The sequence below is a fragment of the Nocardioides proteolyticus genome, assembly GCF_051280635.3.
Classification (GTDB): domain Bacteria; phylum Actinomycetota; class Actinomycetes; order Propionibacteriales; family Nocardioidaceae; genus Nocardioides.
Window position 1 is genome coordinate 1 of sequence record NZ_JBNBPO030000003.1, and the last position, 13,735, is coordinate 13,735.

Consider the following 13,735-nt stretch of genomic DNA (forward strand, 5'->3'; position numbering starts at 1 on the left):
CTGCTCGCCACCCCCCGGGGCGAGCAGCCGCCGGGGCGGCCCGCCGGGCCGGTCGCGGTGATGTGCACCGGCGCCAACGCCTCGGCCGACGAGATCGCCCGCCTCGCCGCCGCCTGACCGGTCGCGGCACGGGCGCGCGGCCGCCCGGCAGTACGGCGCGTCGCCGCTCCTGTGACGCCTGTGACTGGTGATACTGGCAGGGTGTCCCTGATCGCCGTCGACGAGCGTGCCGCCCGGGTCCGCTTCCGGCGCGCGCTGGCGCTGATGGCGATGACCCTGGTGCTGCCCGGGTCGGCGCAGCTGGTCGCCGGCAACCGGCAGGTCGGGCGGCTCGCCGTACGCCTCTGGCTCGCGGTGGTCGCGACGCTGCTGGTCGTGGGCGCGGTCGTCGTGGTCGACCGGTCCTTCGTGCTCCAGCTCGCGTTCAGCCCCACGGTGATGCTGGTGGCCCGCGTCGCGCTGATCGTCGGCGCCGTCGGCTGGGCCGCGCTGTTCGTGGACGCCTGGCGGATCGGCCAGCCGCTCACCCTGCGGCTGCCGCACCGACGTGCCATCGTCGGCGTCAACGGCCTGCTGTGCTTCTCGGTGGCCGGCACGCTGCTCTTCGGAGCCCACCTGGCCGGCGCGCAGCGCGACTGGCTGACCATGTTCGCCGACGGCGAGCTCGGCAAGGCCCACCACGGCCGCTACAACATCCTGCTGCTCGGCGGCGACTCGGGCGCCGACCGGTGGGGGCTGCGCCCCGACTCCCTCACCGTCGCCTCGATCGACGCGACCACCGGCCGCACCGTGATGATCGGCCTGCCGCGCAACCTGCAGGACTTCCCGTTCCGGGAGGGCTCGGTCATGGACGAGGAGTTCCCCGACGGGTTCGACTGCGACGGCTGCTACCTCAACGGCGTGAGCACCTGGGCCCAGGACCACACCGAGCTGTTCGGCGACTCCGCGACGCCCGGCATCGACGCGACGGTGATGGCCGTGGAGGGCGTCACCGGGCTGCGCATCAACTACTGGCTGATGGTCAACATGCGCGGCTTCCGGCGCCTGGTCGACGCGGTCGGCGGCGTGACGCTCGAGGTCCGGCAGCGGATCCCCGTCGGCGGTCTCGGCAGCGACGTCACCGGCTACATCGAGCCGGGCCGGCGCAAGCTCGACGGCCACGACGTGCTCTGGTACGCCCGGGCTCGCGAGGGCTCCGACGACTACTCGCGGATGGCGCGCCAGAAGTGCGTGCTCAACGCGATGCTCACCCAGATCAGCCCGCAGCGGGCGCTCACGAACTTCCGGGAGATCGCGAAGGCCTCGAGCGCGATGATCCAGACCAACCTCCCCGGCGCGGGGCTGGACGACTTCGCCGGCCTCGCCCTGCGCGCACGGGAGCAGCGGATCTCGACCGTCTCGCTGGTCCCGCCGCGGATCGACACCGCCGACCCGGACATCGACCTGGTCCACCGGATGGTCGAGAGGGCCATCGACCGGGCGGAGGGCGAGAAGCCGGCGACGCCGAAGGCGCAGCGGAAGCCGCGGACCGGGCAGGTGACCGGCGGCTCGCTCGGCACGCGCAAGGACGGCTACGCCGCCAACGAGTCCGAGGACCTCGCGGCCGCCTGCTGAGCGCCGCCGTCCGAGGCGCGGGTCAGTGGTCGGCCAGCGCGGCCACCACTGCGTCGTAGGTCTCCCTGTCGGCGGCGCAGACCAGGCCGCCGTGCAGGTCGCGAGGGGTGATCGGGCCGCCCCGGAGGCGCCCGATCACGCCGCCGGCCTCGGTCAGGATCAGGCTGCCGGGCAGGTGGTCCCACGGCATGCTGCGGCTGTAGACCAGCGCCGCCGCGTCGCCGGCGACCAGGTGCGGGTAGTCGACGCCGCAGCAGGCCCAGGTGAGCTCCAGCCGCCCGAGGCCCGGAAGCTCCCGGCCGACCCACTGCCGCCGTGCGGTGCGGTACGGCGCCCCGTCGGGGTCGGCCATCACCAGCCGGTCGCCGTTGAGCCAGGCGCCCGCGCCCCGCTCGGCGACGTACGACGCCTCGTGCTGCGGCTGCCAGATCCACCCGCGGGTGACCTCGCCGGCGCGCACCTCGCCGACCATCACGGCGTGGTCGGGCGAGCCGTTGACGAAGTTCTTGGTGCCGTCGACCGGGTCGACGGTGAAGCCGTGGTCGGCGGCGGCGAACCGCTCCAGCAGCGCCGGGTCGTCGGCCATCGCCTCCTCGCCGAGCACGACGGCGTCCGGGTAGGCCTCCAGCAGCGCCGCGGTGATCAGCTCCTCCGACTCGTGGTCGGCCACCGTCACCAGGTCCCCGGGGTTCTTCTCGGAGACCTGGTCGTCGCCCAGCTGCCGGAACCGCGGCGTGATCACCTCGGCCGCGACGTCCTGGATCAGTCTCAGCACGGCGTCGGTGTCCACGCCTCCACGGTAGTGGCCCGGAGACGACACCGGTGCCGGCGCCCCCGGTCGCCGACCACCGCCGGCGGAGTGGAGCACGACGCGCGGCGAATGGTTGGAGTCGAGGCGTGTGCGTGTGAGGATGACGCGGTGCGTCCGGGACCCCGCAGCATCCTGACCCTGTTCCTCGGCCTGGCAGCAGGGCTCGCCGGGGCGCTCGTCGTCGCGCTCCTCCCCGGGGTGGCGGCAGCGGCACCGCAGGCCACGACGCTGAGCCTGTCCGCGCCGGCGACGTACTCCTACCACGACACGACGGTCACGCTCGTGCTGCGCACGGCCGAGGGTCCCGTCGCGGCAGGGGAGGTGGTGGTCGAGCGGGCGCGCGGCGACGGCTGGGAGGCCCTCGCCGGCCCGCTGACCACCGACGAGAACGGCACGGCCACCTTCCCGGTCCGGGTCAGCAAGTCGGTCTCGCGCAACCGGATCCGCGCGCGCTACGCCGGCGACGAGACGCACGCGAAGGCGGAGCGGACCTACACCGTGCCGCTCAAGGCGCACCCGACGACGGTCACGGTCACCGGGCGCACCAGCGTGGTGGACGAGCGCTACCTCTACCTCGGGCTGACCTGGCGGACCACCGACGACCGCCCCGTCAACGGCGTGGTCGCCCTCCAGCGCTACCTCGACGGGCGGTGGCGGACCTACCGCGACTACCGCACCTACAGCGACGGCTACGTGCGCGTGCGGCTGCGCCCGCGGGTCGACACCCGCTACCGCGCGGTGGGCCGGCCGATGGCCTGGGCCGCCAAGGACATCAGCGGCACCCACCGCGTCGACAACCTGCCACCCGGCATCCGGGTTAAGCTGCCGGCCGGCGCGCCCCGCCCGCGGGTGTCGCTGCCGCGCCAGCCGCGGGCCACCGGCGCGGGCCCCAACCCCGCGATCTCCCGCATCCCCAACGGCGTGTGGCGGAGCATGGTCGGGCGCAGCTGGCACCGGGGCTGCCCGGTGGGGCGCAGCGGCCTGCGCCTGCTGCGCATCAACTACTGGGACTACTCCGGCTACCGCCGCCGCGGCGAGATCGTCGCCGCGGCGAGCGTGGTCCGGCAGATGGCCGGAGCGCTCAGCGACATGTACCGCGCCAAGCTGCCGATGCGCTCGATGTACCGCGTCGACCGGTTCGGCTGGTCGCGCCGCCTGCAGGGCGCCGACGACTACCGGTCGATGGCGGCGGGCAACACCTCCGCCTTCAACTGTCGCTGGGTGGTCGGCCGCCCCGGCGTGCGCAGCCCGCACTCCTACGGTCGCTCGCTCGACGTGAACCCGTGGGAGAACCCCTACCGCTCCAGCCACGGCTGGGTGCCCAACGCCTGGTGGCCCAGCCGCTCGCACGACCGGGTGGCCTGGCGCTCCCGCTCCCACCGGGTGGTGCGGATCATGGCCGACAATGGGCTGCGCTGGACCTACGGCCGCTCCGACCTCCACCACTTCGACGCGGTTCCCCGCGGCGGCCGCCTGATCGTCGTTCCCGGTTGCGCGGACACCGTCTGCCACTGACCGCCGAGTTGGGGTTTCCGCCCCGCGACTTGGGGTTTCCGCCCCGCGACGTGGGGTTTCCGCCCCTGTTCGCGCCGGCGACACGTCGGCGTCACCACGCGGCCGTCGTACGACGCCAGCGTGGTGACGTCCGCACCACGCACCTCACCTCGGGAGAACACCGTGCGCCATCCCCTCCGCCACACCCTCCTGCTCCTCGCCGGCCTCGGCGCCGCAGCCCTCACGCTCGCGCCGCCGGCGGCCGCCGCTGCCGTCGAGGGCGACCAGCCCGAGCACGTGCGGGTGGTCAACACCGCCCACCGCGGCGCGAGCGCCTACGCGCCGGAGAACACCCTCGCGGCGTTCGCCGTCGGCATCGAGCAGCGCTCGGACTGGATCGAGTCCGACGTGCAGCTGAGCAAGGACGGCGTCCCGATCCTGATGCACGACACCACGCTCGCCCGCACGACCGACGTCGAACAGGTCTTCCCCGGGCGGGCGCCGTGGCAGGTCCGCGACTTCACCCTCGCCGAGATCAAGCAGCTCGACGCGGGCTCCTGGAAGGGCGCAGCGTTCGCCGGTGAGCCGGTGCCGACCCTGGCCGAGATGGTCGAGCAGGTCCGGCGCAGCCGCTCGGGCATCCTGATGGAGATCAAGGCCCCGCACCTCTACCCGGGCATCGAGCGGGCGGTGGCCGACGTCTTCGCCGGCTTCCCCGGCTACGTCCGGTCCGCCGTCGCCAGCGGCCGCCTCGCCGTGCAGAGCTTCGACTGGGGCTCGATGCGCACCTACGCCGCCATCCAGCCCGCGGTGCCGGTCGGCCTGCTCGGCACGCCCCGCGTCGAGGAGCTCCCCGCCCTCGCCGCCTTCGCCGAGCAGATCAACCCCAACCACGGCACCTACGACAAGGCGTACGTCGACGCCGTCCACGCCGCCGGCATGACGGTCCACACCTGGACCATCGACGACCCCGCCCGGATGCACGTGGTGCTCGACCGGGGCGTCGACGGGGTGATCACCAACAGGCCCGACGTGCTGGAGCAGGTGCTGGCCGAGCGCCGGCTCGGGGCGGCCGCCTGACCTCGAGCCCGTGTCAGCCATGGCCGCACTAGTGTCGCGGCCATGGCTGACTGCGTCTTCTGTGCGATCGTGGCGGGGGAGGCCGAGGCCGACCTGGTGCTCGACGAGCCGGACCTCGTGGCGTTCCTCGACCGGCGGCCGGTGTTCAAGGGACACGTCCTGCTGGTCCCGCGCCGGCACGTGGTCACGCTGCCGGACCTGCCGGCGACTCTTCGCGACGGCTTCCTGGCGGCCGCCCAGCGCCTCGCGACCGCGGTGGTCGACGGGCTCGGCGCCCAGGGCAGCTTCGTGGCGATGAACAACGTGGTCAGCCAGTCGGTGCCGCACCTGCACCTGCACGTGGTCCCCCGGACCAAGGGCGACGGCCTCCGCGGCTTCTTCTGGCCACGCACCAGGTACGACGCCGGCGAGCCGGCCCGGTACGCCGCGCGCCTGCGCGAGGCACTGTCGGCAGGCGGCCCGGCCGCGAGCTGACCGCGGCCCGGCGGCCCGCGCGCGACCCCCTAGAGTGACCGGCGGTCCCCGCAGCGGGACGACACCCACGAGCTTGCTGAGGAGAACACACCATGGGTCGTTTCGACGGACGGGTCGCTGTCATCACCGGGGCCGCGCGCGGCATCGGCTTCGGCACCGCCACGCGGTTCGCACAGGAGGGCGCGTCGGTCGCGATCCTCGACCTCGACGAGTCGGCGGCCGCCGAGGCCGCCGCCAAGCTGCCCGTCGGTGACGGCGCGAAGGCCGTCGGAATCGGTGCCGACGTCTCCGACGGCGGCTCCGTCGACGCCGCCGTCGGGCGGGTGGTCGCCGAGCTCGGCGGCATCCACGTGCTCGTCAACAACGCGGGCATCACCCGCGACAACCTGCTGTTCAAGATGACCGAGGACGACTGGGACCTGGTCATGGGCGTGCACCTCAAGGGCGCCTTCCTGATGACCAAGGCCGCGCAGAAGCACTTCGTCGAGCAGAAGTACGGCAAGGTCGTCAACGTCTCGAGCATCTCCGCGCTCGGCAACCGCGGCCAGGCCAACTACTCCGCGGCCAAGGCCGGCATCCAGGGCTTCACCCGGACCCTCGGCATCGAGCTCGGGCCGTTCGGCATCAACGTGAACGCCATCGCGCCCGGCTTCATCGCGACCGAGATGACCGACGCCACGGCGGCGCGGCTGAAGATGGACGTGGAGGAGTTCCGCCGGCTCAACGCCGAGGCGAACCCGGTCCGACGCGTCGGCCACCCCGAGGACATCGCGGCGGCGGCCGCGTTCCTGTGCGCCGACGAGGCGTCGTACATCACCGGGCAGACGCTGTTCGTCGACGGGGGCATCTCGCTCGGCACCTGATCCGGCACGTCACGCGCAGCCGGTCAGCGGAGCCACCCCGCGACACGCGGGGGTGGCTCCGCGCCTGTCGGGGCCGGTGGGTCAGACTGTGCCGGTGCGATCCACCAGCAAGCGAACTGCCCTGCCCGCCGCGCTCGTCGCGCTGAGCCTCGTCCTCGCCGCCTGCGGCAGCGACGAGGAGCCCGACGCCGGAGAGGGCACCTCCGAGTCGCCGGCGGCGGAGCCGGCCACCTGGCCGCTGACGGGGCTGGAGGCGGCCGAGGGCGAGTCCGTCGAGCAGGACCACCCGGTGATCGTCGCGAAGATCGACAACTCCGACAGCAGCGCGCCCCAGCTCGGCCTGGGGCAGGCGGACCTCGTCGTCGAGGAGCTCGTCGAGGGCGGCACCACCCGGCTGGCGGCGTTCTACTACTCGCAGATCCCCAGCGACGTCGGCCCGATCCGCTCGATGCGGGCCAGCGACATCGGCATCGTCTCGCCGGTGGACGCCGCCGTGGTGACCAGTGGTGCGGCGCAGGTCACCATCGACCGCATCGAGAAGGCCGGCATCACCTTCTTCGGCGAGGGCGGACCCGGCTTCTACCGCAAGGACGGCCGCAGCGCTCCCTACAACCTCTTCACCGACATGACGAAGGTGGCCGAGGAGACCGAGGACGGCGAGGAGAGCCGGCCGGCCGACTACCTGCCGTGGGGCACGGCGACGGACCTCCCGGAGGGCAAGCCCGCCGCCAGCCTCTCCGCCGGGTTCGGGCGCCACACCACGAACTGGACCTTCCAGGGCGGCAAGTACGTCAACAACAACACCTTCGCGGCCAAGGGCGACCGCTTCCAGGCCGACTCGGTGCTGGTGCTGCGGGTGAAGGTCGTCGACGCCGGCTACAAGGACCCGTCGGGCAACTTCGTGCCCGAGAGCAGGTTCGAGGGCACCGGCAACGCCCAGCTCTTCCACGACGGCAAGGTCGTCGAGGGCACCTGGTCCAAGGACAGCCTCGACTCGCCCCTGGCGCTCGAGACGCCCGAGGGTGAGCTCACGGTGCCGGCCGGCAAGGTCTGGATCGAGCTGGTCCCGGTCGACGCCGACGGCGGCACGGTCACCTTCGGCAAGTGACGCGCTGACGCCGCGCAGCAGAGCGCAGCACCGCGCGCGGCCGTTCTCGGGCCCCGCTACTCCTGCTCGGTACGGCGGTCGCCGCCGGGCGTGAAGGCGCTGGGCATGTCCACGCCGCTCTCGACGAGGGACTGCACGCCGGCCAGCAGGAAGCCGATCGCGCCCTCCACCCGGGCCGCGGCGGCCTCCGGGTCGTCGGCGGTGGAGACCGACTCGCCGGCCGACGACATGGCGCCGAAGAAGATCCGCGCGAACGTCTCCAGCATCTGGTCGTCCAGCTGCCACGAGCCGGCCTCCAGCACCGAGCGGACGATCTCGAGGACGTTGGCGAAGGTGGAGCGCTCCTCCTGCTCGCGGTAGCGCTCGTAGCCGAGGACGGCGGGGCCCTCCTGGATCACGATCCGGCGGTAGCGGGGCTCCTGCACCACCTCGAGGAAGGCCCGCAGACCGGCGAGCGCCTTCTGCCAGGGGTCGCGACGGCCGCGCAGCGCCTTGTTGATCCGCTTGGCGGCGTCGTCCTCGACCCGCTCGAAGACCGACTCGAACAGCGCCTGCTTGCCGGAGAAGTGGTGGTAGAGCGCCCCCTTGGTGACGCGGGCGCCGGCCACGATCGCGTCGAGCGAGGCGGCGGCGTACCCGTTCTCGGTGAAGAGCTGCTCGGCGACCTCGACCAGCGCCCGCTTCGTCGACGCGCTGTACGCCGCGCGCCGCGTCGACCCCGGGACTCCCGGAACGCCCGGGACCTTCGGGACCTTGGGGACGAGCTTGGACACGGACGCCTTCGGCACCGGCCCAGCATAGGCACCCGGGAGTGGCACCCGTCACTGCCCACCGTGCGCCGGATCACGCCCCGAAGGGGTTTGGCGTACCGACGGTCTGCGCCATACTCGAAGTACGTACCAGCGGTATGTCAGATGCCTCCGGGTATGGGACACGGCAGCCGGACCGACCCGCGCTCCGGCCCGGTCCCCGACGACCGCCCACGAGAAGAGGAGCTGACCATGACCTGGAAGGCCTTTCACAACCGCGGCGAGACCCTCCGTGCCGTGATCACCGCCGCCGAGGTGCGCCGCGACGGCATCCTGCCGATGGACGTCGAGGGTGTCGCCGAGACCTTCAGGGACGAGCTCGACCTGCTCGCGGCGCTGCAGCTGAAGTGGCACACCCGGCTCTCGGGCCAGATCGAGCGGATGCAGGTGCACCAACCGCTCGACCTCCGCGAGGCGGTGACCGTCGCGTGGAGCAACACCGCCCACGAGCTGGCCGGCGTCCGGCTGATCCTCGACCACTACCGGGACCACCCGGTCGACGAGGCGATGGCCGAGGCCATGCGCCGCGCCACGGCCAAGGAGCACCACCTGCTGGCCGTGATGGCCGGGCTCGCGGGGCTCGACAGCGACGCGGGCCGGCGCCTCGGCGCCGAGATCGAGGAGGAGGCGCGCCGGCTGCACCGCGGCGCCCCGCTGCTCACCCCCGAGACCCTCGAGGAGCCGGCGCCCCGGGCCGGCCTGCTGGAGCGGCTGCGCTCGGTGATCGCCGCCTGATGCACGAGCCGGCGCCCGCCGGCTCCCTGGACACGGCCCCGGGCCGCGACGCCGCCTCCCTCCCACAGGTGTCGCGCTCGGGGCTGTTGCATGATGGAGGCATGGCAGCCAGCGCGACCGGCCTCGGTGCGGGACAGCTGCTCCTGGCCAGCCCCGCCCTGCTCGACCCCAACTTCGCCGACACGGTCGTGCTGCTTCTGGACGTCAACGACGAGGGTGCGCTCGGCGTGGTGCTGAACCGGCCCACGGCCCTGCCCGTCGCCGAGGTGCTGGGGGAGTGGGGCGACGTGGTGGAGGAGCCGGAGGTGCTCTTCCAGGGCGGACCCGTCGCCACCGACGGCGCCCTCGCGGTGGCGCTCGCCGCGCCGGGCGGGGAGGGCGGAGCCGGCTTCCGGCCGGTGTGGGACCGGGTGGGCCTGCTGGACCTCGACACGCCCAGCGAGCTGGTCGTGGGCACCGTCGACCGGCTCCGGATCTTCGCCGGCTACGCCGGCTGGGGTGCCGGCCAGCTGGAGGCCGAGATCGCCGAGGGCAGCTGGTACGTCGCGCCGGCGCAGGTCGACGACGTCTTCGGCGCCGACACCAGCGACCTCTGGCGCCAGGTGATGAGGCGGCAGCCGGGCGACCTCGCCCTCCATGCCACCCGTCCCGCCGATCCGGAGCTGAACTGAGGCCGCGGGTCGGTCCGGCGACGCGGCCCGGCCGAGTCCTCTGTCCTAGACTGGGGCGGTGACCACGATCGGCTTCTCGACAGACACCGACACGCTCCACGAGCGTCGGACCGTCCCGACCGACGAGGGTGACCACGAGCGCTTCTCCCACTACGTGGAGAAGGAGAAGCTCACCGAGGCGATGGTGATGGGAACGCCCGTCGTCGCCCTCTGCGGCAAGGTCTGGGTGCCGAGCCGCGCCCCCGAGAAGTTCCCGGTGTGCCCGGAGTGCAAGGAGATCTGGGAGAGCCTCTCCGAGGACGGGGCCGGCGGCTCCTCGGGTTCCGACGAGTGACGGGCGGCCCCGAGCACGCGGCCGCCCCCCTCTCCTCGCTCGGTCCGGCGTGGCCGGAGCGAGCGGCCTGGGGCACGGCGCCGTCCCTGCGCGCCTGGCAGGCCGCGGCCCTGCAGGACTACCTCCAGCGCAGCCCCCGCGACTTCCTCGCCGTGGCGACGCCCGGCGCGGGCAAGACCACGTTCGCACTGTCGGTGGCCGCCGAGCTGCTGGGCCGCCGCGTCGTCGACCGGCTGATCATCGTCGCGCCCACCGAGCACCTGAAGATGCAGTGGGCCGAGGCGGCCGCCAAGGCCGGGCTGCCGATCGACCCGACGTACTCGGCGGGCAAGGGCAAGATCTCCAGCGACTACGTCGGGGTAGCGGTGACCTACGCCGGTGTCGGCGTCAACCCGCTGGCGCTGCGGATCCGCACCGAGCGGTTCCGCACCCTGGTCATCCTCGACGAGATCCACCACGCCGGCGACTCACTCTCCTGGGGCGAGGGTGTCCGCGAGGCCTTCGAGCCGGCGACCCGACGGCTCGCCCTGACCGGCACGCCGTTCCGCTCCGACGTCAACCCGATCCCGTTCGTCACCTACGAGCCCGGCCCGGACGGCATCCCGGCGTCCCGTGCCGACTACACCTACGGCTACGCCCAGGCGCTCGCCGACCACGTCGTCCGCCCCGTGCTCTTCCTCGCCTACTCCGGCCAGATGCAGTGGCGCACCCGCGCGGGCGACGAGGTCGCCGCGTCACTGGGGGAGCCGCTCACCAAGGACCTGACGGCGCAGGCGCTGCGCACCGCGCTGGACCCGGAGGGATCCTGGATGCCGTCGGTGCTGGCCGCCGCCGACAAGCGCCTGTCGGAGGTACGACGCCACGTGCCGGACGCCGGCGGGCTGGTGATCGCCTCCGACCAGGACTCCGCCCGGGCCTACGCCAAGCTGCTGCGCTCGATCGCGGGAGAGGCCCCCACCGTGGTGCTCTCCGACGAGAAGGCCTCGTCGAAGAAGATCGCCGACTTCGCCGGCAACGACAAGCGGTGGATGGTCGCGGTCCGGATGGTCTCCGAGGGCGTCGACGTGCCGCGGCTGGCGGTCGGCGTGTGGGCGACCACCACCTCCACCCCGCTGTTCTTCGCCCAGGCCGTCGGCCGCTTCGTGCGCGCTCGCAGCCGCGGCGAGATCGCCTCGGTGTTCCTGCCGTCGGTGCCCACCCTGCTCTCCTACGCCTCCGAGCTCGAGGTCGAGCGCGACCACGTGCTCGGCAAGCCCGAGCGGGCGCCGGAGGGGGACATCTTCGCGGCCGAGGAGGACCTGATGGCCCGCGCCCAGGCCGGCGAGTCCGCGTCGTCGGACCTCGAGGCGGTGCCGTTCGAGGCGCTCGGGTCCGAGGCGCGGTTCGACCACGCGCTGTACGACGGCGCGCAGTTCGGCCACGAGGGCGAGGTCCAGGTCGGCTCGGAGGAGGAGATGGACTTCCTCGGCATCCCCGGGCTCCTCGAGCCCGACCAGATGCGCGACCTGCTGCGGCAGCGTCAGGAGGACCGGCGCCGGGCGAGCAGGCCGGCGCGGGAGGAGCGTGCGGCCGACCGTGCCGACTCCGTCGCCGAGGTGACCACCCACGAGCACCTCGCCGTCCTCCGCCGCGAGCTCAACGGCCTGGTCGCCGCCTGGCACCACCGCACCGGCCAGGCCCACGGCATCACCCACGCCGCCCTGCGCAAGGAGTGCGGCGGGCCGGCGGCCGCGGTCGCGAACGCCGACCAGCTCCAGAAGCGGATCGACCGGATCCGGGAGTGGGCGGTGCGCAAGTCGTCGTGACGGCGCGCCCGATGTGACGTGCGCCGCATGCAAGGCGAGCCTAACTTAGGCTAGCCTTCGCTCCATGTCGACCGACTTCGCGCCGCCGCCCGCCGCCCTCGCCGGCAGCGGCCTGGTGCTGGGCTATCCCGGCACGACGGTGGTGCACGACGTCAGCGTGCAGCTGGTGCCCGGCGCGGTCACCGCGCTGATCGGCCCCAACGGCAGCGGCAAGTCGACGGTGCTGCGGTCGCTCGCGCGCCTGCACAAGGTCGACTCTGGCACCGTCACGGTCGGCGCCGACGACGCCGCCCCGCTGAGCGCCCGGGAGTTCGCCCGCCGGGTCACCCTCCTCTCGCAGTCGCGGCCGCACCCGTCGGGCCTCGAGGTCCGCGACGTGGTCGCCTTCGGACGCCATCCCCACCGTGGCCGGTTCGCCGGCCTCGGCGACGCCGATCGGGAGGCGATGGACCGGGCGATGAAGGTGACCGGGGTGGCCGAGATGGCCGACCGTCCGGTCGACCAGCTGTCGGGCGGCGAGCTCCAGCGGGTCTGGCTCGCGACCTGCCTGGCCCAGGACACCGGCGTCCTGCTCCTCGACGAGCCGACCAACCACCTCGACCTCCGCTATCAGGTGGAGACCCTCGACCTGGTCCGCGACCTGGCGGATCACCACGGGACGGCGCTCGGCGTCGTCCTCCACGACCTGAACCACGCCGCCGCCGTCGCGGACCAGGTCGTCCTGCTGCACCGGGGGCGCGTCCACGCCGTCGGCACACCTGCCGAGGTGCTGACCGGGGAGCACCTCTCCGCGGTCTACGGCCTGCCCATCCGCTGCCTGCGCGATCCCGAGACGGGCGTCGTGCGGGTGGAGGCCCGGGGCAAGCACCACCAACGGCGCCACTGAGCGCGCCGGCAACCACGAATGAAGGAACCGATGAGGACACGATCGATCGCTGCTGCCCTGACGGTGCCGCTGGGACTGCTCCTGGCAGCGTGCGGCACCACCGACACGGCCGACGACGACACCGCACCGAAGGCCAACGACTCCGCGGACTGCGCGGCCGACGAGACCGAGACCTCGACCGGCCCGGTCGAGCTCACCGACTCCTTCGGCCGCAGCGTGGAGCTCGACAAGCCGGCCGAGCGCGTCGCCGTGCTGGAGTGGCAGCAGGCCGAGGACGTGCTGAGCCTCTGCCTCTCGCCGGTGGCCGTCGCCGACGCCGAGGGATTCGCCACCTGGAACACCGCCGAGGAGCTGCCGGAGGGCGTCACCGACGTCGGCACCCGCAACGAGCCGAACCTCGAGACCCTCTTCGGCACCGACCCGGACCTGGTGATCGTCGAGGCCTACACCGCCGAGGACGACATCATCAAGCAGCTCGAGGAGTACGACGTCCCGGTGCTGGCCACCAAGGGGGCCGACACCGAGGACCCGGTGGCCAACATGATCAGCACCTTCGAGCTGATCGCCGAGGCGACCGGCCGCCAGGAGCGGGCCGAGGTGGTCGTCGACCAGTTCCAGGACACGCTGGAGGAGGGCAAGGCGGCGATCGCCGACGCCGGCGTCACCACCGAGTTCGTCTACTTCGACGGCTGGATCCAGGGCGGCAACGTCGCCATCCGCCCGTTCGGGCAGGGCTCCCTGATGGGTGAGCTCGGCGAGGAGCTCGGGCTGCAGAACGCCTGGAAGGGCGAGGTCGACCCGGCCTACGGCCTGGGACAGACCGACATCGAGGGCATGAGCGAGGTCGGCGACGCCACCTTCTTCTACACCGGCACCACCGACCCCGCGGGCGACGTGAACGCCGAGCTGGCGAAGAACAAGGTCTGGCAGAAGATCCCCGCCGTCGCCGAGGACCGGGCCCACGCCTTCCCCGCCGGCATCTGGACCTTCGGCGGCCCCCGCTCGGCCGAGCAGGTCGTCGAGGCCTACGTCGACCTCTTGACCGACTGAG

The 13,735-nt window shown here is 73.1% G+C and carries 14 protein-coding genes; 12 read left to right on the forward strand and 2 right to left on the reverse strand.

Annotation, left to right across the window (positions count from 1 at the left end; all coding sequences use genetic code 11):
• The first annotated feature begins 201 nt into the window (after positions 1–201).
• On the forward strand, positions 202–1,614 hold the full coding sequence (locus ACPOLA_RS02290; protein ID WP_435768768.1) for an LCP family protein: 1,413 nt from the start codon (positions 202–204) through the stop codon (positions 1,612–1,614).
• Positions 1,615–1,636: 22 nt separating this feature from the next.
• On the opposite strand, the gene ACPOLA_RS02295 is transcribed toward ACPOLA_RS02290, so the two are convergent.
• Positions 1,637–2,404, reverse strand: coding sequence for an inositol monophosphatase family protein (locus ACPOLA_RS02295; protein ID WP_435768769.1), 768 nt, complete (start codon positions 2,402–2,404; stop codon positions 1,637–1,639).
• Positions 2,405–2,533: 129 nt separating this feature from the next.
• On the opposite strand from ACPOLA_RS02295, the gene ACPOLA_RS02300 reads away from it, so the two are divergent.
• The 5 genes from ACPOLA_RS02300 (at position 2,534) to ACPOLA_RS02320 (ending at position 7,444) form a co-directional block, all read left to right on the forward strand.
• Positions 2,534–3,940: a M15 family metallopeptidase gene (locus tag ACPOLA_RS02300; RefSeq protein WP_435768770.1), complete on the forward strand. Its 1,407-nt coding sequence runs from the start codon at positions 2,534–2,536 to the stop codon at positions 3,938–3,940.
• Between the two features lie 162 nt (positions 3,941–4,102).
• Positions 4,103–4,999 (forward strand): glycerophosphodiester phosphodiesterase, encoded by an 897-nt coding sequence (locus tag ACPOLA_RS02305; protein WP_435768771.1) that lies wholly within the window; start codon positions 4,103–4,105, stop codon positions 4,997–4,999.
• Positions 5,000–5,041: 42 nt separating this feature from the next.
• Positions 5,042–5,473, forward strand: coding sequence for an HIT family protein (locus ACPOLA_RS02310; RefSeq protein WP_435768772.1), 432 nt, complete (start codon positions 5,042–5,044; stop codon positions 5,471–5,473).
• Between the two features lie 92 nt (positions 5,474–5,565).
• A complete protein-coding gene (locus tag ACPOLA_RS02315) occupies positions 5,566–6,336 on the forward strand; it encodes an SDR family NAD(P)-dependent oxidoreductase (RefSeq protein ID WP_435768773.1) in 771 nt (256 codons plus the stop codon).
• Between the two features lie 94 nt (positions 6,337–6,430).
• Entirely contained in the window at positions 6,431–7,444 is a 1,014-nt protein-coding gene (locus tag ACPOLA_RS02320; protein ID WP_435768774.1) for a DUF3048 domain-containing protein, read from the forward strand.
• 56 nt (positions 7,445–7,500) lie between these two features.
• Here ACPOLA_RS02320 and ACPOLA_RS02325 read toward each other — a convergent pair whose 3' ends face one another.
• A complete protein-coding gene (locus ACPOLA_RS02325) occupies positions 7,501–8,232 on the reverse strand; it encodes a TetR/AcrR family transcriptional regulator (protein WP_435768775.1) in 732 nt (243 codons plus the stop codon).
• A 213-nt stretch (positions 8,233–8,445) separates the two neighbouring features.
• On the opposite strand from ACPOLA_RS02325, the gene ACPOLA_RS02330 reads away from it, so the two are divergent.
• From ACPOLA_RS02330 to ACPOLA_RS02355, 6 genes are all read left to right on the forward strand, one after another.
• On the forward strand, positions 8,446–8,988 hold the full coding sequence (locus ACPOLA_RS02330; protein ID WP_435768776.1) for a hypothetical protein: 543 nt from the start codon (positions 8,446–8,448) through the stop codon (positions 8,986–8,988).
• 101 nt (positions 8,989–9,089) lie between these two features.
• Positions 9,090–9,659 carry a YqgE/AlgH family protein gene (locus ACPOLA_RS02335; RefSeq protein WP_435768777.1) on the forward strand — a complete coding sequence of 190 codons (570 nt, stop codon included), beginning with the start codon at positions 9,090–9,092 and terminating at the stop codon, positions 9,657–9,659.
• A gap of 67 nt (positions 9,660–9,726) precedes the next feature.
• Positions 9,727–9,993, forward strand: coding sequence for a DUF3039 domain-containing protein (locus ACPOLA_RS02340; protein ID WP_435768960.1), 267 nt, complete (start codon positions 9,727–9,729; stop codon positions 9,991–9,993).
• Positions 9,990–11,798, forward strand: coding sequence for a DEAD/DEAH box helicase (locus tag ACPOLA_RS02345; protein ID WP_435768778.1), 1,809 nt, complete (start codon positions 9,990–9,992; stop codon positions 11,796–11,798). The genes ACPOLA_RS02340 and ACPOLA_RS02345 overlap by 4 nt, the downstream gene beginning before the upstream one ends.
• 64 nt (positions 11,799–11,862) lie before the next feature.
• Positions 11,863–12,684, forward strand: coding sequence for an ABC transporter ATP-binding protein (locus ACPOLA_RS02350; RefSeq protein ID WP_435768779.1), 822 nt, complete (start codon positions 11,863–11,865; stop codon positions 12,682–12,684).
• Positions 12,685–12,714: 30 nt separating this feature from the next.
• A complete protein-coding gene (locus ACPOLA_RS02355; protein WP_435768780.1) occupies positions 12,715–13,734 on the forward strand; it encodes an ABC transporter substrate-binding protein in 1,020 nt (339 codons plus the stop codon).
• Position 13,735 lies beyond the last annotated feature (1 nt).

What these genes read in the sequence shown, in the direction of transcription:
- ACPOLA_RS02310 (WP_435768772.1), top strand. Translation starts at nt 5,042, where the DNA reads ATGGCTGACTGCGTCTTCTGTGCGATCGTGGCGGGGGAGGCCGAGGCC.
- ACPOLA_RS02315 (WP_435768773.1), top strand. Translation starts at nt 5,566, where the DNA reads ATGGGTCGTTTCGACGGACGGGTCGCTGTCATCACCGGGGCCGCGCGC.
- ACPOLA_RS02330 (WP_435768776.1), top strand. Translation starts at nt 8,446, where the DNA reads ATGACCTGGAAGGCCTTTCACAACCGCGGCGAGACCCTCCGTGCCGTG.
- ACPOLA_RS02335 (WP_435768777.1), top strand. Translation starts at nt 9,090, where the DNA reads ATGGCAGCCAGCGCGACCGGCCTCGGTGCGGGACAGCTGCTCCTGGCC.
- ACPOLA_RS02350 (WP_435768779.1), top strand. Translation starts at nt 11,863, where the DNA reads ATGTCGACCGACTTCGCGCCGCCGCCCGCCGCCCTCGCCGGCAGCGGC.
- ACPOLA_RS02355 (WP_435768780.1), top strand. Translation starts at nt 12,715, where the DNA reads ATGAGGACACGATCGATCGCTGCTGCCCTGACGGTGCCGCTGGGACTG.